The sequence below is a fragment of the Salibaculum halophilum genome, assembly GCF_002094885.1.
Taxonomy (GTDB): Bacteria; Pseudomonadota; Alphaproteobacteria; order Rhodobacterales; family Rhodobacteraceae; genus Salibaculum; species Salibaculum halophilum.
In genome coordinates this window covers 126115-144937 of record NZ_MSIT01000006.1, presented here as the reverse complement: position 1 = coordinate 144937, position 18823 = coordinate 126115, and the positions used below count along the sequence as shown (strand labels likewise).

18 protein-coding genes are annotated in these 18823 nt (G+C 68.5%); 9 read left to right on the top strand and 9 right to left on the bottom strand.

The features are described 5' to 3' along the window. The first annotated feature begins 91 nt into the window (after positions 1-91). A complete protein-coding gene (locus BU124_RS05250; protein ID WP_084861404.1) occupies positions 92-592 on the top strand; it encodes an Lrp/AsnC family transcriptional regulator in 501 nt (166 codons plus the stop codon). A 24-nt stretch (positions 593-616) separates the two neighbouring features. Here the strand turns inward: BU124_RS05250 and BU124_RS05245 are convergent, their stop codons facing one another. From BU124_RS05245 to lgt, 5 genes are all read right to left on the bottom strand, one after another. After that, complete coding sequence (locus BU124_RS05245; RefSeq protein ID WP_245831614.1) at positions 617-1300, bottom strand: Hint domain-containing protein; 684 nt, start codon at positions 1298-1300, stop codon at positions 617-619. A gap of 362 nt (positions 1301-1662) precedes the next feature. Continuing rightward, positions 1663-2100 (bottom strand): hypothetical protein, encoded by a 438-nt coding sequence (locus BU124_RS14540; protein ID WP_143529894.1) that lies wholly within the window; start codon positions 2098-2100, stop codon positions 1663-1665. After that, the gene (pgeF, locus tag BU124_RS05240; RefSeq protein ID WP_084861402.1) at positions 2101-2856 is read right to left on the bottom strand and encodes a peptidoglycan editing factor PgeF; all 756 of its coding nucleotides are present in this window, start codon (positions 2854-2856) and stop codon (positions 2101-2103) included. Next, positions 2853-3911 carry a class I SAM-dependent methyltransferase gene (locus BU124_RS05235; protein WP_084861401.1) on the bottom strand — a complete coding sequence of 353 codons (1059 nt, stop codon included), beginning with the start codon at positions 3909-3911 and terminating at the stop codon, positions 2853-2855. The genes pgeF and BU124_RS05235 overlap by 4 nt, the downstream gene beginning before the upstream one ends. Next, on the bottom strand, positions 3908-4807 hold the full coding sequence (gene lgt / locus BU124_RS05230; RefSeq protein WP_084861400.1) for a prolipoprotein diacylglyceryl transferase: 900 nt from the start codon (positions 4805-4807) through the stop codon (positions 3908-3910). Before lgt ends, BU124_RS05235 begins: the two co-directional genes overlap by 4 nt. 103 nt (positions 4808-4910) lie before the next feature. Between lgt and BU124_RS05225 the strand changes: the two genes are divergently transcribed. The 5 genes from BU124_RS05225 (at position 4911) to BU124_RS05205 (ending at position 8108) form a co-directional block, all read left to right on the top strand. Continuing rightward, positions 4911-5156, top strand: a complete 246-nt coding sequence (locus BU124_RS05225; protein ID WP_084861399.1) for an accessory factor UbiK family protein — start codon at positions 4911-4913, stop codon at positions 5154-5156. A 269-nt stretch (positions 5157-5425) separates the two neighbouring features. Then, complete coding sequence (locus BU124_RS05220; RefSeq protein WP_084861398.1) at positions 5426-5929, top strand: type III secretion system chaperone family protein; 504 nt, start codon at positions 5426-5428, stop codon at positions 5927-5929. Between the two features lie 85 nt (positions 5930-6014). Beyond that, entirely contained in the window at positions 6015-6833 is an 819-nt protein-coding gene (gene proC / locus BU124_RS05215; RefSeq protein WP_084861397.1) for a pyrroline-5-carboxylate reductase, read from the top strand. Further along, positions 6823-7164 carry a tRNA-binding protein gene (locus tag BU124_RS05210; RefSeq protein WP_084861396.1) on the top strand — a complete coding sequence of 114 codons (342 nt, stop codon included), beginning with the start codon at positions 6823-6825 and terminating at the stop codon, positions 7162-7164. Before proC ends, BU124_RS05210 begins: the two co-directional genes overlap by 11 nt. After that, positions 7158-8108, top strand: coding sequence for a 2-hydroxyacid dehydrogenase (locus BU124_RS05205; RefSeq protein WP_084861395.1), 951 nt, complete (start codon positions 7158-7160; stop codon positions 8106-8108). Before BU124_RS05210 ends, BU124_RS05205 begins: the two co-directional genes overlap by 7 nt. Before the next feature lie 13 nt (positions 8109-8121). Here the strand turns inward: BU124_RS05205 and BU124_RS05200 are convergent, their stop codons facing one another. Then, positions 8122-8718, bottom strand: coding sequence for a thymidine kinase (locus BU124_RS05200; RefSeq protein WP_084861394.1), 597 nt, complete (start codon positions 8716-8718; stop codon positions 8122-8124). Positions 8719-8882: 164 nt separating this feature from the next. Here BU124_RS05200 and arsH point away from each other — a divergent pair, with 164 nt between their 5' ends. Then, complete coding sequence (gene arsH, locus BU124_RS05195; protein ID WP_084861494.1) at positions 8883-9581, top strand: arsenical resistance protein ArsH; 699 nt, start codon at positions 8883-8885, stop codon at positions 9579-9581. Positions 9582-9679: 98 nt separating this feature from the next. Here arsH and BU124_RS05190 read toward each other — a convergent pair whose 3' ends face one another. Continuing rightward, a complete protein-coding gene (locus BU124_RS05190; protein WP_084861393.1) occupies positions 9680-10798 on the bottom strand; it encodes a beta-ketoacyl-ACP synthase III in 1119 nt (372 codons plus the stop codon). A 122-nt stretch (positions 10799-10920) separates the two neighbouring features. After that, entirely contained in the window at positions 10921-14265 is a 3345-nt protein-coding gene (gene carB, locus BU124_RS05185) for a carbamoyl-phosphate synthase large subunit (RefSeq protein ID WP_084861392.1), read from the bottom strand. Positions 14266-14508: 243 nt separating this feature from the next. Between carB and BU124_RS05180 the strand changes: the two genes are divergently transcribed. Continuing rightward, entirely contained in the window at positions 14509-15627 is a 1119-nt protein-coding gene (locus BU124_RS05180) for an aminodeoxychorismate synthase component I (protein ID WP_084861391.1), read from the top strand. Between the two features lies 1 nt (position 15628). On the opposite strand, the gene BU124_RS05175 is transcribed toward BU124_RS05180, so the two are convergent. After that, positions 15629-16864: an SAM-dependent methyltransferase gene (locus tag BU124_RS05175; protein ID WP_084861390.1), complete on the bottom strand. Its 1236-nt coding sequence runs from the start codon at positions 16862-16864 to the stop codon at positions 15629-15631. A gap of 173 nt (positions 16865-17037) precedes the next feature. Between BU124_RS05175 and aspS the strand changes: the two genes are divergently transcribed. After that, positions 17038-18816, top strand: a complete 1779-nt coding sequence (gene aspS, locus BU124_RS05170) for an aspartate--tRNA ligase (protein WP_084861389.1) — start codon at positions 17038-17040, stop codon at positions 18814-18816. Positions 18817-18823: the final 7 nt, after the last annotated feature.

The window sequence follows — 18823 nt, the reverse complement described above, 5'->3', positions numbered from 1 at the left end:
AAACGATCTTGCGTTTATGCGAAATAATATTGCGTCTTGGGGTTCTTTTGCGTATGGTCTGGCAAATCAGCCCCAACAGGACCGCCAGCCCATGCCCAACACCCGTCTCGACGAGATCGACCGCATGATCCTGGCCCAGTTGCAGGCCGACGGTCGCATGACCAATGTCGAACTGGCCCGGCGCGTGGGAATCTCGGCGCCGCCCTGCCTGCGCCGGGTGCGCACGCTGGAGGAGCAGGGCTTCATCCGCGGTTATCACGCCAAGGTCGACGCGCGCGAGCTGGGATTCGAGGTGCAGGTCTTCGCCATGGTCGGGCTGGTCAGCCAGGCCGAGAAGGACCTGTCCGCCTTCGAGGAGAAATGCGCCGGCTGGCCGCTGGTGCGTGAATGCCACATGCTCAACGGCGAGGTCGATTTCATCCTCAAGTGCGTGGCCCCCGACCTGCGGTCCTTTCAGACCTTCCTGACCGAGGATCTGACAGCGGCGCCCAATGTCGCGAGCGTCAAGACGTCTCTGGTCATCCGCGGCGCCAAGGACGACCCCGGTGTGCCTTTCGAGGTGCTTGAGGCCCGCCTGGCCCGGGAAGCCTGACGATCGCCCTGATCCGTGCGGGTGTCAGGCGACGTCGAAAAGGTCGATGTCGCGCAGGGACAGCCGCGGGTGCATGAGCAGCCCGAAATCCTCGAGCCGCGCGACCTGCGGAAACAGGTCCAGGTAAAGGTCCAGCATATCGCTGCGCAGCCCGAGCGCGCTCAGGTTGCCGGGGTTGTGACTGTCCAGCTCAACGCCGTTGACCAGGATGCGTTCGTGTCCGGCGAACCCCAGCTGGTAGACCGGGACGGCGCCGGGCGGCGTGACCTCGAAAACGGAATTGCCGTCGACGAAATCCGTGATCGGGACGAAGGCCGCGTCATGCCCGGTGATATGCGCGATGCCGGGGGTCGGGTGATGGAGCCGCGCCGCGGGCCCGAGCATGAGGTCGGGCATAGGCCGTCCGATCCCCAGCGCATCCGCCGAGACCCGGATCAGCCGGCCGGCGGCGCTCGATTGCGGGGTCTTGCCGGGCACGACCATGATCGAGCCGCGCCAGAGTACCGTCTGAAAGCTATTGTTGACGGTTCGGACCCGGTCGCCCGGCAGGATATCCTCGATGGCGACGGTGCCGCGATCGGTGGGCAACAGGCACCCGCGCGCAAGTGCGGCGAACCCGTCCTCGAAGGCGGGAACGGCGGGGGCGAGGCGGTGAAACTCCTGTACCGTCCCGTCGGAACGCAGATGGGCAACCTCGTAGCGGCGCATTAGAGGCGATCTGCGCCGAGGTTGCCCGTCTGGTCGAGCGATCCGGCCCGAGTGGGCCGGCGAGGGTATCGGGTCGGCTGCGAGGCCAGCAGCCGTGAGCGGGGTCCGTGTCATGCGATCACCTTGCGGTTGGTCACATCATCTGTCGGCCCCCACCGACAACATCTGAGGAGCGTTGTTCCTGACAATATTTGGACGCTTCAGCGCGGTTGCGTCAAGAATTTGGTGCATTTCACGCCACTGGGTGCCAGTTCGGTGCCCAATACCGAAAACGCCCGGCGATTGTTCGCCGGGCGTGGATGATGTTGCCACAATTCGGGTCTGGTCCGGCCCGTGCGCGGACGAATCGCGCTGAACCGGACTTAGGCGGCAGGACGCGGGGTGGGGATCTCGCGGTCGCGCAAGGACTCGACCGCCCTGCGACTGGCGATGAAAGCCTCACGGCGCAGCCCGCGTTCCCAGGGCATGCGGGTGGTACATTTGTCGGCTTCTTCGATGATGCTCGTCATCCAGCGTTTCTTTATGGCCATGATCCTGTCCTCGTCAGTGTCGTTGCATGCTGTCTGCTCTGGTCTGAACTTGATCGACCAAAGGGGCATCAGTTTGACCGGGTGCGGAAAATCCGGTGACAGCGCGTCCGTGACTCCCGGTAGGGGGCGACGCCGGGGGTCGATCGGCGCAGGGCCCTTCAAACCTTGAACAATCGGCGCATCCGGCGACAATCCAAGGGTGTCTACCGGGATTGTTTCGCGGAATTTGCGGCGGGACCATGGCGCGCGGCCGCCGTCATCCTGCCGCATTCACAGGCGGATCGCGCTGATCAGCCGGCCGTAGTCGGCCTCTTTCGCGTGGGTGCTGCGGCGGTAGCTGAAGAATCGCTCCGGGTCGGCATAGGTGCAGTGACGCGTCCAGGTTGCCTCGCCGATACCGGCCGCGCGCAGCCGGTGCAGCCCGAGGCCTGGCAGGTCGAAGAGATACCGGTTGCCGGTGCCATTGGCGAAGAAGCGGGCGGTCTCGGGGTCGTCGGCCAGGAAATCGTCCAGGACCTCGGGGCCCACCTCGTAGTTGCCCTGGCTGATGCAAGGCCCGACGACGGCGACGGTCGCGCCACGGTCGGCGCCCAGCGCCTCCATCGCGTCCAGCGTGGCCTCCAGCACCCCGTCAAGCGTTCCGCGCCAGCCCGCATGCGCCGCGCCGACCACCTCGGCGTGATGATCTGCGAAAAGCACCGGCTGGCAATCGGCGGCCAGCACCGACAGCGCCAGCCCGGGCCGGTCTGTCACCAGCGCATCCGCCCTGACCGGTCCGGTGACCGGCTCGGTCACCGTGATCGCCCGGGCCGAATGCACCTGGTGCACGCCCAGGAGCGCCTCGGGCGCGACGCCCAGCGCCTCGGCGGCGCGGGTGCGGTTGATCGTCACCGCCTCGTGCTGGTCGGAACTGCCGTAGCCGCAATTCAGCCCCGCGAAGACCCCCGACGACGCCCCGCCCCGGCGGGTGAAGAACCCGTGTCCGAGCGGCGCGAGGCCGGGCGCGGTGATGATCTCGAGCGTCATGTCTCCAGTCCGGGCGGGGGCGGGTGACTTTCAGGGAACAGCCCCAGCACCTTGAAGAGGTGACCCATTTCGTCGGGGTGCGTCAACCTGCGGTGGGCGGCGACATGGCTGTCCAGCGCCGCACCCTCCAGCCCGCGCGCGAGGGTGCGGGCGCGGTCGGTGATCCCCAGCCGTTCGAGAAAGACGCCCTGCGGGGTCAGCCGCGTGTGGGCGGCCGGAGCGGCGGCCCGGGCCAGCGCCTCGAAATCCACATGCGCGGTCAGGTCGGCCAGACCCGGCGCGGCAAGCGGGTCGTCGGGCGTGTGGTCCTGTACCGCCTGAAAGGTATCGCCCAGCGCGCGCCAGTCGCCGTAATCCACGATCAGGGCCGCGCCACCGTGCCGGGCGATGCGGTCGCCGATCTCGGCGGCGATCCCGGGCAGGGCAGGGCAGGTCTCGACGATGTCGCCGGGTGCGGTGTCCGCCAGCCGGTGGTCCAGCGCGGCGAGCGGCGCCGGGTCGGACAGGCCCCGGCAGAGCGTCGTGCCCTCCAGCCCCACCATGACCTCGCGCCAGCCGCCGGGGTCGCGCTGGAACTGGCGGATGGGCAAGGCATCGAAGAACTCGTTGGCCACCAGGAACAGCGGCGCCTCGGGCAGCTCCGCCAGTCCGTCGAGGTGGCGCGCCTGCGGCAGACGCTCGGCCTGCGCCGCGCGCAGCGGGGCCGACGCCTCGACCAGCGTCACCTGCGCGGCCGCGTGAAAGCCCGGAACGCCAGCCGTGGCGCGCAGGGCATCGGCCATCAGGGTGCCGCGGCCCGGGCCAAGCTCGGCCAGCGTGAAAGACCCCGGCGCGCCCTGGTCCAGCCAGGCCTGCGCCAGCGCCAGGCCGATCAGTTCGCCGAACATCTGGCTGACCTCGGGGGCGGTGATGAAATCGCCCGTCCGGCCCAGCGGGTTGCGGGTACTGTAATAGCCGTGGTCGGGGTGCAGCAGGCACTCGGCCATGTAGTCGGACAGCGGCATCGGTCCGGTCGCCGCGATCCGGCGCGCCATAAGCTCGGCCAGCGGCGTCATGCCGTCGACCGCGGCGTGCCGCGCTGCGCCCGAAGGATGACCGCCACGCCCACCACGATCATCGGCAGCGACAGCGCCTGGCCCATGGTCAGGCCGACGCCGTCGATATGCAGGGCCAGCCCGACCGGGTTGTCGGGGCCCACGAACTGCGCATCTGGCTGGCGCACGAACTCCACGAGGAAGCGCGCCGCGCCGTAGCCCGCAAAGAACATGCCCGCCAGCGCCCAGCGCCGTTTCAGCCAGTCCCGCGCGAAGGCCAGCCAGAGCAGCAGCAGGCCCAGAAGCAGTCCCTCCAGCCCCGCCTCGTAAAGCTGGCTGGGGTGGCGCGCGCATAGCCCCGCGACACCCGGGCAGTTCTGCGCGGCCGCACCGGGAAAGATCACGCCCCAGGGCAGGTCGGTGGGCCGGCCCCATAGCTCGGCATTGATGAAATTGGCGATGCGCACCAGGAAGATGGCCGGCGGCGCGGCCAGCGCCACGAGGTTGGCGATATCGCCCAGCCGCAGGCCGGCCCTGCGCGCCACCAGCCAGACCGCGGCGATGACGCCCAGGAACCCGCCGTGAAAGGCCATGCCCCCCTGCCAGAGCATCGGGATTTCCAGCGGGTTCTGCATGTAGTAGCCGGGCCGGTAGAACAGTACATAACCCAGCCGCCCGCCAATGATGACCCCGAGGATGATCGCGGTCAGAAGGTCCTCGACCTGGGCGCGGCTCATCGGTGCGGTGTCGCCGGGCCAGAGCCGCGGCCGGGCCACCGCCATCACCGCCAGCCGCCAGCCCAGCAGGATGCCGACGATATAGGCCATGGCATACCAGCGCAGGGCGAAACTGGCACCGAACAGCTCGATCGAGACGATCACGGGGCTGATGTCGGGAAAGGGAATGCCGGAGGTCATGAGCGGTGCTTGGGGCGCGGAACCGGTGAAGTCAAGCCGGCGGCAGGGTTGCCAAGCCGACCGGCGCCGCCCATATACGCAAAGGATTTGACCGGAGGCTGACATGCAGACCCGCAACAAGGTGCTTGATGATTTTTCGCAACTCATGACCAACGCCATGGGCGTGGCCCAAGGCGCCAAGGACGAGGCGCAGACGGCGATGAACTCCATGGTCGACCGCTGGCTGGCCGACCGCGACCTTGTCACGCGCGAGGAATTCGAGGCCGTCCGCACCATGGCCCAGAAGGCCCGCGAGGAGAACGAGGCCCTCAAGGCCCGGATCGAAACGCTGGAAGGCGGGGCCGGGTAGCCGCGGGAAGGCGGCGGGCAAACCCGACGTGACCGGCGCCGCTGCCAAGGCGCGGGCCGCCTGAATCGCGCGAACATCACGCGACCGTGTTGATCCAAGGCCCGTTTCGACGGGCCTTTTCGGTTATCCCCAAGAAAGTGCTTTACAGAATGGCCCGCCGCGGCCCACCATATCTTGTGAGGGATATGGCAAAAGACCGCTGTCCCTAGAGCAGGCAGCTAGCGTTGGGGGCTTCGCAGGCTCCCGCCGCTAGCAGGACAGGAGGCCACATGGCACTGACTGAGCAGTTCCCCGATTCCGCCGAGATTCATCCCATCGACCTGGTCGAGCATATCGCCGCGCATCACGATTGGGAGTTTGACCGGATCGCCGATGACCAGATCGCCATGGCGGTCGAAGGGCAGTGGCGGACCTATTCGATCACGCTGGCCTGGTCGGTCTGTGACCAGACGCTGCGGCTGATCTGCACCTTCGAGATGGAACCGCCCGAGCATCGTGTGCCCGCGCTCTACGAGGCGCTCAACAGGGTCAACGACATGTGCTGGGCCGGGGCCTTCACCTACTGGGCCGAGCAGACGCTGATGGTCTATCGCTACGGCCTGGTTCTGGCCGGCGACCAGATCGCCAGCCCCGAGCAGATCGACACCATGATCTCGGCCGCCGTGCTGAGCGCGGAACGCTATTACCCGGCCTTTCAGCTTGTCACCTGGGCCGAGCGCACCCCCGCGGAGTCCGTCCAGGTTGCCATCGGCGAGACCTATGGCACCGCCTGATGCCGGGTTGCCGGGCCAGTGCCGGCCCGGCCTTGAACCCCCGCGAGGCTGTCCCTAACACTCGGGCCCAGTCAGGGAGGGTTTCATGGACATGACGGAAATCGAACGCCGGGGCATGGTCCTGCTGGGCTGTGGCAAGATGGGATCGGCCATGCTGGCGGGCTGGTTCGACCGGGGCGTGCCCGCTGACGCGGTCTGGGTGATCGACCCTGACCCGTCGAAGTGGGTGCAATCGCAGGGCGTGAACCTGAACACGGACCTGCCCGCGGACCCGGCTGTCGCGCTGGTGGCCGTGAAGCCGCAGATGATGGGTGAGGCCCTTCCCGCGATGCAGGCGCTGGGCAACGGGGCGACCGTGGTCATCTCTGTCGCCGCGGGCACGCCGATCGCGGCCTTCGAGGCGGCACTGGGCGCGGACACCCCGGTGATCCGCGCCATGCCCAACACGCCCGCGGCGGCGGGGCGCGGGATCACCGCCATCGTCGGCAATGACCGGGTCGGCGCGGCCCGGATGGACCTGGCCGAGGCGCTGCTGTCCGCGGTGGGCCAGGTGGTCCGGCTGGACGACGAAGAACAGATGCACGCGGTCACCGCCGTCAGCGGCTCCGGCCCGGCGTACGTCTTTCACCTGATCGAGACGCTGGCGGCGGCGGGCACGGCCGAGGGGCTGCCCCGCGACCTCGCGCTGCGGCTGGCCCGGGCCACGGTTGCCGGGGCCGGGCAGCTGGCCGAGACGGCCGAAGCAGACCCCGGCCAGCTGCGCGCCAACGTCACCTCGCCGGGCGGCACGACGCAGGCCGCTCTGCAGGTCCTGATGGACGACACGGGCGGGTTCCCGCCGCTTCTGCGGCGGGCGGTCGGGGCGGCGGCGGATCGCAGCCGGGAGCTGGCCAATGGCGGATGAGATCGGACTCGACGATTTCCTGAAAGTGGACATCCGCGCGGGCCGCGTGACCCGCGCGGAGCCCTTCCCCGAGGTGCGCAAACCGGCCCTCAAGCTCTGGGTGGATTTCGGTGCGGAGATCGGCGAACGCAAGACCAGCGCCCAGATCACCGATCACTACGCGCCGGAGGACCTGCCCGGGCGGCAGGTCATCGCCGTGGTCAATTTCCCGCCCCGCCAGATCGGCAGTTTCATGTCCGAGGTTCTGGTGCTCGGCCTGCACGATGACGCGGGTGGCGTCGTCCTGCTGTCGCCCGACCGCGATGTGCCCGACGGGGCGCGGCTGTGCTGAAGCTTCTCATCACCCGCCCCATCGCTGGAGCGGTGCTCGACCAGGCCCGCGCGCGGTTTGACGTGACCCTGGGCGAGGCGGCCCTGTCCGAGGATGACGCAGCGTTGGCGCTGACCGCGTACGACGCGATCCTGCCGACGCTGGGCGATGCCTTCACCGCGGGGGCCTTCGAGACGGCCGGGGCCCCGCGCGCGAAAATTCTCGGCAACTTCGGGGTGGGCTACAACCATATCGACGTGGCGGCGGCCACCGCCGCGGGCGTGGTCGTGACCAACACGCCAGACGTGCTGACCGACGCGACGGCCGATATCGGCTGGACCCTGATCCTGGCCACGGCGCGGCGCGCGGGCGAGGGCGAGCGCATGGTCCGGGCCGGGCAGTGGGGCGGCTTCGGGCCGCAATCGCTGCTGGGCACGGATGTGACCGGCAAGGTGCTGGGCGTGGTCGGCATGGGCCGGATCGGGCAGGCGGTGGCCCGGCGCGGCCACTACGGCTTCGGCATGGAGGTGATCTACCACAACCGCTCGCCCAAGGACGCGGGCCTGCCCGCACGGCAGGTCGCGACGTTGCACGACCTAATGGCGCAGGCGGATTTCGTGGTAGTCACCGTGCCGGGCGGGGCCGGGACGGCCCGGCTGATCGACGCCGACGCGCTGGCGGCGATGAAACCGGGCGGCATATTCGTCAACATCTCGCGCGGCGAGGTTGTTGACGAGGCCGCCCTGATCGCGGCGTTGGAACAGGGCAGCATCGCCGGGGCGGGGCTGGACGTCTACGCCGCCGAGCCGCATGTGCCCGACCGGCTGCGCGCGCTGGACAACTGCGTGCTGCTGCCGCACCTGGGCTCGGCCACGGTCGAGACGCGGCAGGCCATGGGGCAGATGGCGCTGGACAACATCATCGCCTTCACCGAGGGGCGCGACCCGCTACAGCGGGTCAACTGAGGCGGAACGGCCGCTACACCAGCGGCGGCGTGTCGCCCTGGGTGGCCGCGCGCCAGTGGCGGCGGCACAGGCTGACGTAGCTTTCGTTGCCGCCGATCTGGACCTGGTCGCCCCCGGTCAGCACGCGGCCCGCGGCATCCATCCGCGCCACCATGGTGGCCTTGCGGCCGCAATGGCAGATGGTGCGCACTTCGCGCATCTCGTCGGCCAGTGCCAGCAGGGTGGCCGAGCCGGGAAAGAGCTGGCCCATGAAATCGACGCGCAGCCCGTAGCACATCGCCGGCAGGTCGAGATCGTCCACCACCCGGGCCAGTTGCCAGACCTGGGTTTCGGTCAGGAACTGGGCCTCGTCGACGAAGACGCAGGCGCAGGGACCCTGCGCCAGCCGCGCCTCGATCTTGCGGAAAAGATCCTCGCCCGGGGCGAAGGTGTCGGCGGGCGTGCCGATGCCGATGCGGCTGGCGATGCGGCCCTCGCCGGCGCGGGTGTCGAGCTGCGCGGTCAGAAGGTAGGGCTGCATGCCGCGCTCGATGTAGTTGTGGCTGGCCTGAAGCAGCACGGTCGACTTGCCCGCGTTCATGGTCGAGTAATTGAAATGAAGCTTGGCCATGGCGCCATCCCGGTTCGAGGTGTGCAAGGGGTTGCGCCGTGGTGTCCCGGACCGGCGCCGGGCGCAAGGACAAAGGCGCCGGGTCTTGCGCGCGGGGCCGTCCCGCGACAGGGTCGCGGCGCTTGTCCACCATCCCCGAGGTTACCGTGACCCACGACGACACCATGCCCAACATCGACGCGGCCGCGCTGCGCCAGCCCGACCGCGCCGCGCTGGCCGCGCCGGGCGATCCGGGGCATCCGCCGCGCATCTTGCTGCTTTACGGTTCGCTGCGCGAGACAAGCTATTCTCGCGGCGTTGCCGAAGAAGGCGCGCGGGTGCTGCGCGCGCTGGGCTGCGAGACACGCTTCTTCGACCCGCACGGGTTGCCGCAGGTGGACGATCACGGCGTGGATGCGGAGCACGAGAAGGTGGCCGAACTGCGCGACCTGGCGCTGTGGTCCGAGGGGATGGTCTGGTCCAGCCCCGAACGCCACGGCGCGATGAGCGGGCTGATGAAGACCCAGATCGACTGGCTGCCGCTGGCGCCCATCGGCGGCGTCCGGCCCACGCAGGGCAAGACGCTGGCCCTTTGCCAGGTCTCGGGCGGCTCGCAAAGTTTCAACGCGGTGAACCAGATGCGGATCCTCGGGCGCTGGATGCGCATGGTGACGATTCCCAACCAGTCCTCGGTGCCCAAGGCCTGGGGCGAGTTCGAGGCGGGGCGGATGCGGCCCTCGCCGCTCTACAACCGCATCGTCGACGTGATGGAGGAACTGACCCGCTTCACGTGGATGGCACGCGGGCGCAAGGACATGCTGGTGGACCGCTATTCCGAGCGCGTCGAGAGCCTGGAGGAGGTCCACACGCGGGTGAATTCCTGACCCGGCCGTGACCATGCGGTGTGCTGCGCACGCTCTATTCGCGATTGGGGGCCAGCCCCCAAACCCCCGGAGTCTAGCCGCCAAGAGGAAGGGGTGGCTCAGGCGCGTTGCACGAGCACCGAGCCCACGGAATAGCCCGCCCCGAAGGAACAGATCAGTCCGGTCTCGCCCGGGGCGAGGTCGCCTGAGTGCTGGGCGAAGGCGATGATGGACCCGGCCGAGGATGTATTGGCGTAGTCCTGCAGGATGTTGGGCTGCTCCTGCGGCGTCGGGGTGCGGCCCAGGACCTTTTTGCCAATATAGTCGTTCATGCCCCTGTTGGCCTGGTGCAGCCAGAGGCGCCGCAGGTCGTCGCCGGTCAGGCCCTCTTGCGCCATGTGATCGGCGATGTGGCGCGACACCAGCGGCAGCACCTCCTTGAAGACCTTGCGGCCCTCCTGCATGAACTGCATGTCGCGCCGGTCCTCCATCTGGTCGCGGGTGCGGCGCAGGAAACCGTCGTTGTTGCGGATGTTGTTGGAAAACTGCGTCGCTGCGCGGGTGGATTTGATCTTGAAGTGCGGGGCCTGCAGGCCCTCGTCACGCTCGATCAGCACGGCGGTGCAGACATCGCCGAAGATGAAGTGGCAGTCGCGGTCGCGCCATTCCAGGTGGGCGGAGCAGATTTCGGGGTTGACCACCAGCGCCCGGCGGATCGTGCCGGCGCGGATCATGTCGGTGGCCGTCAGGATGCCGAAGGTGGCCGAGGAACAGGCGACGTTCATGTCGAAGGCAAAGCCCCCGGCCCCGAGCAGGTTTTGGATTTCCACGGCAATGGCCGGGTAGGCGCGTTCGTGGTTGGAGGCGGCGCAGATGACGGCGTCGACATCCCCGGCATCGACCCCGGCCGTGTCGAGCGCCTGCCGGCTGGCGTCCAGCGCCATCTCGGCCATCAGGCTGGGGGCGTCGTCGGCGCGCGGGGGCAGGCGCGGGAACAGGCGGTCGGGGTCAAGGACGCCGGACTTGTCCATCACGTAGCGGCTGCGGATGCCCGAGGCCTCTTCGATGAAGTCCGAGGAAGAGTGCGGGATGGGCGCGGCCTCGCCGGCGGCGATCGCCGCGGCATTGGCCGCGTTCTGCCGGTCGGCGTAGGCGTTGAAGGCCGTGACCAGTTCGGCGTTCGAAATGCTCTGGTCCGGGGTGAAAACCCCGGTTCCGGTGATCGCGGCGCTATGCATGGTATTCCCCCCTGATCAGTCTTCAGAATGGGCGAAAGGCCCGGGTCGGGGCAAGGGTGACGGCACGTCCGTCGATGACGGTGTCGTGCCGGACCGCCGCCCGGACAAGCCGGGATCGGCGATCACCCCTGCAGCGCCCGCACGCGCACGGCATCGCTGACCTTGGCGGTCATGGCCAGCGCGGCAGCGTGCGAGCCGGCCAGCGTGGTGTAATAGGGGATCTTGTCGGCCAGGGCCACGGCGCGGATCGAGCGGCTGTCCTCGACCGCCGCGGCCCCCTCGGCCGAGTTGAAGACCAGCGCGATCTCGCCGTCCTTGAGGCGGTCGACCACCGTGCGGCCGCCCTCGTAGACCTTGTTGACGACCTGCGCCGCGATCCCCTGGTCGGCCAGCCACTGCGCAGTGCCGCGGGTGGCGCAGATGGTCATGCCGAGGTCGGTCACCATCCGCGCTGTCTCGGCCAGCACCGGGCCCTTGTCGGGGTCCTTGATGGAAAAGAACACCGTGCCGGCGGTCGGCAGGTCCTGGCCCGCGCCCATCTGCGCCTTGAGAAAGGCGCGGCCGAAGTCGCGCGCCCAGCCCATGACCTCGCCGGTCGAGCGCATCTCGGGCCCCAGGATCGTGTCCACGCCGGGAAAACGGTTGAAAGGCAGCACGGCCTCTTTCACCGAGAACCAGGGCGTCTCGGGGTCGGCCAATGTGTAGGGATTGCCCAATGGCAGAACATCCATCGGGTCCTCGGCGGGCGGGTAGGGGGGGCGATGCGGGAAGTTCGACAACGGCTCGCCCGCCATCAGCCGCGCGGCGATCGACGCGATGGCGGAATCGGTGGCCTTGGCCACGAAGGGCACGGTGCGGCTGGCGCGGGGGTTGACCTCAATCAGGTAGACCTGGCCATTCTTGACCGCGAACTGCACGTTCATCAGGCCCCTGACCTGCAGTGCGAGGGCGAGGTCGGTCGCCTGGCGCGTCATCTCGTCGACGATGGCCGGGTCCAGCGAATGCGGCGGCAGGCAGCAGGCGCTGTCGCCCGAATGCACGCCGGCTTCCTCGATGTGCTGCATGATCCCGGCGACATGCACTGCCGCGCCGTCGCACAGGCAGTCGAGGTCCACCTCGACCGCGCCGGACAGATAGCCGTCCAGCAACACGGGGCTGTCGCCCGAAACGATCACCGCCTCGGCGATGTAGCGTTCCAGGTGGGCCATGTCGCGCACGATCTCCATGGCGCGCCCGCCCAGCACGTAGGAGGGGCGGATCACCAGCGGAAAACCGATGCTTTCGGCGATGGCCAGCGCCTCGGCGTCGCTGCTGGCGAGGCCGTTGCTGGGCTGCTTGAGCCCCAGCTTGCCCACCAGCGCCTGGAAGCGCTCGCGATCCTCGGCCAGGTCGATGGCGTCGGGCGGCGTGCCCAGGATCGGGATGCCGGCCGCCTCCAGCCCGTTGGCCAGTTTGAGCGGGGTCTGGCCGCCGAACTGCACGATGACGCCGTGCAGCGTGCCCCTGTCCTGCTCGACCGCGAGGATCTCCATGACGTGCTCGAAGGTCAGCGGCTCGAAATAGAGCCGGTCCGAGGTGTCGTAGTCGGTGGACACGGTCTCGGGGTTGCAGTTGATCATGATGGTCTCGTAGCCCTGTTCGCTCAGGGCGAAACAGGCATGACAACAGCAATAGTCGAACTCGATCCCCTGCCCGATGCGGTTGGGGCCGCCGCCGAGGATCACCACCTTCTTGCGGTCGGTGGGCCGGGCCTCGCATTCGACCTCGCCCATCATCGGGGCCTCGTAGGTGGAATACATGTAAGGGGTCTGGGCCTCGAATTCCGCCGCGCAGGTGTCGATGCGCTTGAAGGCGGCGGTGACACTGGCCGCCCGTCGGGCCTTGCGCACATCTGCCTCGCCCCGCGCGGTCAGCATGGCCAGGCGCGCATCCGTGAAGCCCATCATCTTGAGCCGGCGCAGCGCCGTCGCGTCGCCGGGCAGACCGTTGGATTCGACGTCCTGTTCGGCCTCGACGATTTCGCGGATGCGGGCCAGGAACCACGGATCATAGGCGGTGATGCCCTGAATGTCCGCGTCGGAAAAGCCCTCGCGCATGGCCTGGGCGATGACGCGCAGCCGGTCGGGGGTCTGCTTGGCCAGTTCGCGGGTGATGGCGGCGCGCCCGCCGGCCGGGTCGTCGGCGCCGGGAATTGCGATCTCGTCGAAGCCTGAAAGGCCCGACTCCATCGAGGCCAGCGCCTTTTGCACGGATTCGTGAAAGCTGCGGCCGATGGACATGGCCTCGCCCACGGATTTCATGGCCGTGGTCAGGTGCGGCTCGGAGCCGGGGAATTTCTCGAAGGCGAATTTCGGGATCTTGGTGACGACGTAGTCGATCGTCGGCTCGAAACTCGCGGGCGTGACCTTTGTGATGTCGTTATCCAGCTCGTCCAGCGTGTAGCCGACGGCCAGTTTCGCGGCGATCTTGGCAATCGGGAAGCCGGTCGCCTTGGAGGCCAGTGCCGAGGAGCGCGACACCCGCGGGTTCATCTCGATCACGACCATACGGCCGTCCTCGGGGTTGACGGCCCATTGCACGTTGGACCCGCCGGTTTCCACGCCGATCTCGCGCAGCACGTTGATCGAATGCGTGCGCATCAGCTGGTATTCTTTGTCGGTCAGCGTCAGCGCCGGGGCCACGGTGATGGAATCGCCCGTGTGCACGCCCATGGGGTCCACGTTCTCGATGGAGCAGACGATGATGGCGTTGTCGGCGCGGTCGCGCACGACCTCCATCTCGAACTCCTTCCAGCCCAGCAGGCTCTCGTCGATCAGGATCTGCCCGACCGGAGAGGCATCCATGCCGGTGCGGCAATAGTGGATGTAGTCTTCGCGGTTGTAGGCAACGCCGCCGCCGGTGCCACCCAGCGTGTAGGCGGGGCGGATGATGGCCGGCAGGCCGACCTCTTCCAGCGCCTCCAGCGCGACGGACACGCCGGCGTCGAGGTCATGATGGCCGTCCGTGCCCCGCGGGGCGGTGACGATGGTGGCCTTGGGGTTCTCGATGCCCAGCCGGTCCATCGCCTCGCGAAAGAGGTTGCGGTCCTCGGCCATCTCGATGGCCGCGCGCCGGGCGCCGATCATCTCGACGCCGTAATCCTCCAGCACGCCCATGTCGGCGAGCGCCAGAGAGGTGTTCAACCCGGTCTGTCCGCCCATGGTGGGCAGCAGCGCGTCGGGGCGTTCCTTGGCGATGATCTTGGCCACCGTCTCGGGGGTCAGCGGCTCGATGTAGGTGGCATCGGCCAAGCCGGGGTCGGTCATGATCGTGGCCGGGTTGGAGTTGACCAGGATCACCCGGTAGCCCTCTTCGCGCAGCGCCTTGCAGGCCTGCGCGCCGGAGTAGTCGAACTCGCAAGCCTGGCCGATGATGATGGGCCCCGCACCGATGATCATGATCGACTGGATGTCGGTTCTCTTCGGCATTCTGGCGGCCCCTCGGATGTCAGCTGTGCGGCGCGGGCTTGCTGTGCTCTGCCCAAACCGTCACGGGTTATAGGGATGGTGCACGCCGGTGCAAGGGCTCATTGGCGCAGGCCCTCGCCCGCGCGCGGCGGCGCAATCGCCCCCTGCGGCGTCTTTGCCGCGCGATGGGGCGTTTTCCGCCCTGTTCGCGGGGCGCGGTCCGGGCTAGGTCGCGTGCAGAACGGGGCCGGAAAGGGGGCGCGGGTGCGGCTGAGGTTCGACAGCATGGCAGGGCCGGAAATGGCCGGCGGCGCGGCGCAATTCGGCGGCGCGGTGCAGGTCATCCGGGCCGATGATGCGGCCGAGGTGCCCGCGGCGCTGGCCGCGCTGGAGAGCGCGCGCGCGGCGGGCAAGTGGCTGGCGGGTTATGCCAGCTACGAGCTGGGCTACGCGCTCGAGGCCAAGCTGGCCGCGCTCATGCCCGAGACGCGCCGCCTGCCGCTGCTGTGCTTCGGGGTTTTCGACGCGCCGGAGCCTGCGGCCCCACTGCCCGACGGCCCGGCACGGATCGGCCCGCTGGCCCCACGCTGGGGCGCGGATCAGTACCACGCGGCCTTTGCCAGGGTGCATGAGTGGATCGGCGCCGGCGACATCTACCAGGCCAACCTGACCTTTCCCGTCGACGCGCCCGTCGCAGGCGAGAGTGCCGCGCTCTACGCCGCACTTGCCGCGCACCAGCCGGTCGGCCACGGCGTGCTGGTCGAACAGGAGGACCTGCCCGACATCCTGTCGCGCTCTCCCGAATTGTTTTTCCGCATACACGCTGATGGCCGTTTGGAAACCCTGCCCATGAAGGGGACGGTGGCCCGCGGCGACACTCCCGAGGCAGACGCCCTGGCCCGCGCGCACCTGTCCGGTGACGTCAAGAACCGGGCCGAGAACCTGATGATCGTGGACCTGCTGCGCAACGACCTGAGCCGCATCGCCGAGGTCGGCTCGGTCCGGGTGCCCGAACTGTTCCACGTCCAGACCTACACCACCGTCCACCAGATGGTCAGCCGTGTGGTCGGCCAGTTGCGCCCCGGTGTCGGGCTGGGCGAGGTGCTCGCGGCCCTCTATCCCTGCGGGTCGATCACCGGCGCGCCCAAGCTGCGCGCCATGCAGATCATCCGCGCACTGGAGGCGGCCCCGCGCGAGGCCTACTGCGGCACGATCGGCTGGGCCGCGCCGGACGGGCGCGCCGAGTTCAACGTGGCCATCCGCACCCTGCTGCGCGCGGGCGACACGGCCACGCTCAACGTCGGCGGCGGCGTGGTCTGGGACAGCACGGCGGGGGACGAATACGACGAGGCCCTACTCAAGGCCAGCTTCGCGGTGCTCTAGATCACTGCGCCGCGTGCTGGCGGGCCGGCGCCTTCGAATAAAGGTAGTCGCGCGTCAGGGGCACGGCGTCCTGCGCATGGCTCAGCTGGAACTGGAACACGCCCTGGCGAGCCTGCGCGAAGGTCGCCTCGCAGGCCACCAGATAGAACCGCCACATGCGGATGAAACGGTCGCCGTTCATGGCCCGGACCTGCGGCAGCGCGGCCTCGAAGCGCTGGCGCCAGTGGTTGAGCGTGCGGGCATAGTGCCCGCGCAGCACCTCGATGTCCGTCGCCCATAGCCCCGAGCGTTCGATCGGCGGGGCCAGTTCCGACAGCGAGGGCACGTAGCCGCCCGGAAAGATATACTTCGCCAGCCAGTCCGAGGTCGGCCGCGGCGGGGCGACCTGCCCGATGGTATGGATCAGCGCCACGCCGTCGGGGGCCAGCAGCTCGTGCACCTTGGCGAAATAGGTGTCGTATTGCGGCAGCCCGACATGTTCGAGCATGCCGACGCTGACAATGCGGTCGAAGCTCTCGTCCAGCTTGCGATAATCGGCCAGGCGGAACTCGACGCGATCCGACAGGCCCGCGGCCTCGGCCCGCCGGCGCGCGGTTTCAACCTGGTTTTGCGACAGCGTCACGCCCGTGACCCGCGCGCCGTGATCGCGTGCCAGCGTCAGCGCCATGCCGCCCCAGCCGCAGCCGATATCGAGCACGCGGCACCCCGGCTCAAGCCGCAGCTTGGCGGCGATATGCGCCTTCTTGGCCTCCTGCGCCTCGTCCAGGGTCATGTCGGGGCGGGCGAAATAGGCGCAGGAGTACTGCATGTCCGCGTCCAGAAACAGACCATAGAGGTCATCGGACAGATCGTAGTGATGCGCCACGTTGCGCCGCGCCCGGCGCGGGTCGTTGCGCTGCAGAAAGCGGTTCATCCGCCGCCGCAGGTCCTGCATGGCCCGGACCCAGGCCGGCATCCGGCCGCGCCCGTGCATGTTGCGGGTGAACAGCGCGACAAGGTCGTAGAGCCCTTCCGGCGCCACCTCGACCTGGCCGTCCATGTAACCCTCGCCGAAGGCCATGACAGGGCTGAGGCAGAGCGCCCTGTAATGCGCCGGATCGGTCAGCCGCACCATGGCCGGTGCCACGGCGGTGCTGTCGCGGCCGTAGGTGCTGACCGATCCGTCCGCCCATGTCACCTCGAGCCGGCCCTCGACGACGAGCCGGTGCAGCAGCTTGTCCAGCGTTGATTTCCACATGGCACCCTCCTTCGTTCGCACGTCACTTGCCCGGTGCGATCCCCAAAAAATGCACGATGAGCATACGCCGATGCCCCGGCCTGTCAAAGCCCGCGCCGCCTGCGCCCTTGCCCCCGCCGGTGCCACGGTGTATCGGCCCGACCGACGCCCGGCCCATCGCAAGAGGACACCCCATGCACGCCTATCGCACCCACAGCTGCGCCGCCCTGACACGGGACAGCGTCGGCGAGACCGTCCGCCTCTCGGGCTGGGTCCACCGCGTGCGCGACCACGGCGGGGTGCTCTTCATCGACCTGCGCGATCACTTCGGCGTCACGCAGGTGCTCTGCGACCCCGACAGTGCGGTCTTCGCCGAGGTCGAAAAGGTGCGCAGCGAGTGGTGCATCCGCATCGACGGCGTGGTCAAGGCCCGCGATCCCGAGCTGGTCAACCCCAAGCTGCCCACCGGCGAGATCGAGGTCTACATCCGCGACATCGAGGTGCTGGGCGCGGCCGAGGAACTGCCCCTGCAGGTCTTCGGGGATCAGGACTACCCCGAGGACACGCGCCTGCGCTATCGCTACCTCGACCTGCGCCGCGAACAGATGCAGCGCAACATGACCCTGCGGTCGGACGTGGTGGCCGCGATGCGCCGGCGCATGTGGGATCAAGGCTTTCGCGAATACCAGACGCCGATCATCACGGCCTCCAGCCCCGAGGGGGCGCGCGACTTCCTCGTGCCCTCGCGCCTGCATCCGGGCAAGTTCTACGCGCTGCCCCAGGCGCCGCAGCTGTTCAAGCAGCTGATCATGGTCTCGGGCTTCGACAGGTATTTCCAGATCGCGCCGTGCTTTCGCGACGAGGACCCGCGCGCTGACCGCTCGCCCACCGATTTCTACCAGCTCGACATGGAAATGTCCTTTGTCGAGCAGCAGGACGTCTTCGACACCATCCAGCCGGTCATCCAGGGCATCTTCGAGGACTTCGGAGGCGGCAAGACGGTCGACACCGTCTGGCCGCAGATTTCCTATGCCGATGCGGCGAAATGGTACGGCACCGACAAGCCCGACCTGCGCAACCCGATCAAGATGCAGGACACCTCCGAGCATTTCCGCGGCAGCGGCTTTGCCATCTTCGCCAAGCTGCTGGAGCAGGCGGGCACGGAGGTGCGCGCCATCCCCGCGCCGGGGGGCGGGTCGCGCAAGTTCTGCGACCGGATGAACGCCTTTGCCCAGAAAGAGGGCCTGCCGGGGATGGGCTATATCTTCTGGCGCGACGGCGAAAACGGCATTGAGGCCGCCGGCCCGCTGGCCAAGAATATCGGCCCTGAGCGGACCGAGGCGATCCGCCAGCAGCTGGGACTTAGCGTGGGCGACGCGGCCTTTTTCCTGGGCGGCAAGCCTGCCGGGTTCGAGCGGATCGCGGGCAAGGCACGCGATGTCATCGGCGAGGAACTGGGCCTGACCGACCACGACCGCTTCGCCTTTGCCTGGATCGTCGATTTCCCGATGTACGAGGCCGACGAGGAAACCGGCGTTGTGGACTTCAGCCACAACCCCTTCTCCATGCCCCAGGGCGGGCTGGCCGCGCTGGAGGGCGATCCGCTGCAGGTGCGGGGCTACCAGTACGACCTGGCCTGCAACGGTTACGAACTGGTCTCGGGCGCGATCCGCAACCACCGGCTCGACGTGATGATCCGCGCCTTCGAGAAGGCCGGCTACGACGAGGCCGAGGTCCGCAAGCGGTTCGGCGGACTGGTCAGCGCCTTCCAGTACGGCGCGCCCCCGCACGGTGGCTGCGCCGCGGGCATCGACCGCATCGTCATGCTGCTGGCCGAGGAACACAACATCCGCGAGGTCATCATGTTCCCCATGACGCAGCGCGCCGAGGACCTGATGATGGACGCCCCCTCCGAGCCGACCAACGCGCAGCTGCGCGAGTTGCACCTGCGCGTGATCCCGCCCGAGGCGTAAAGCCTGC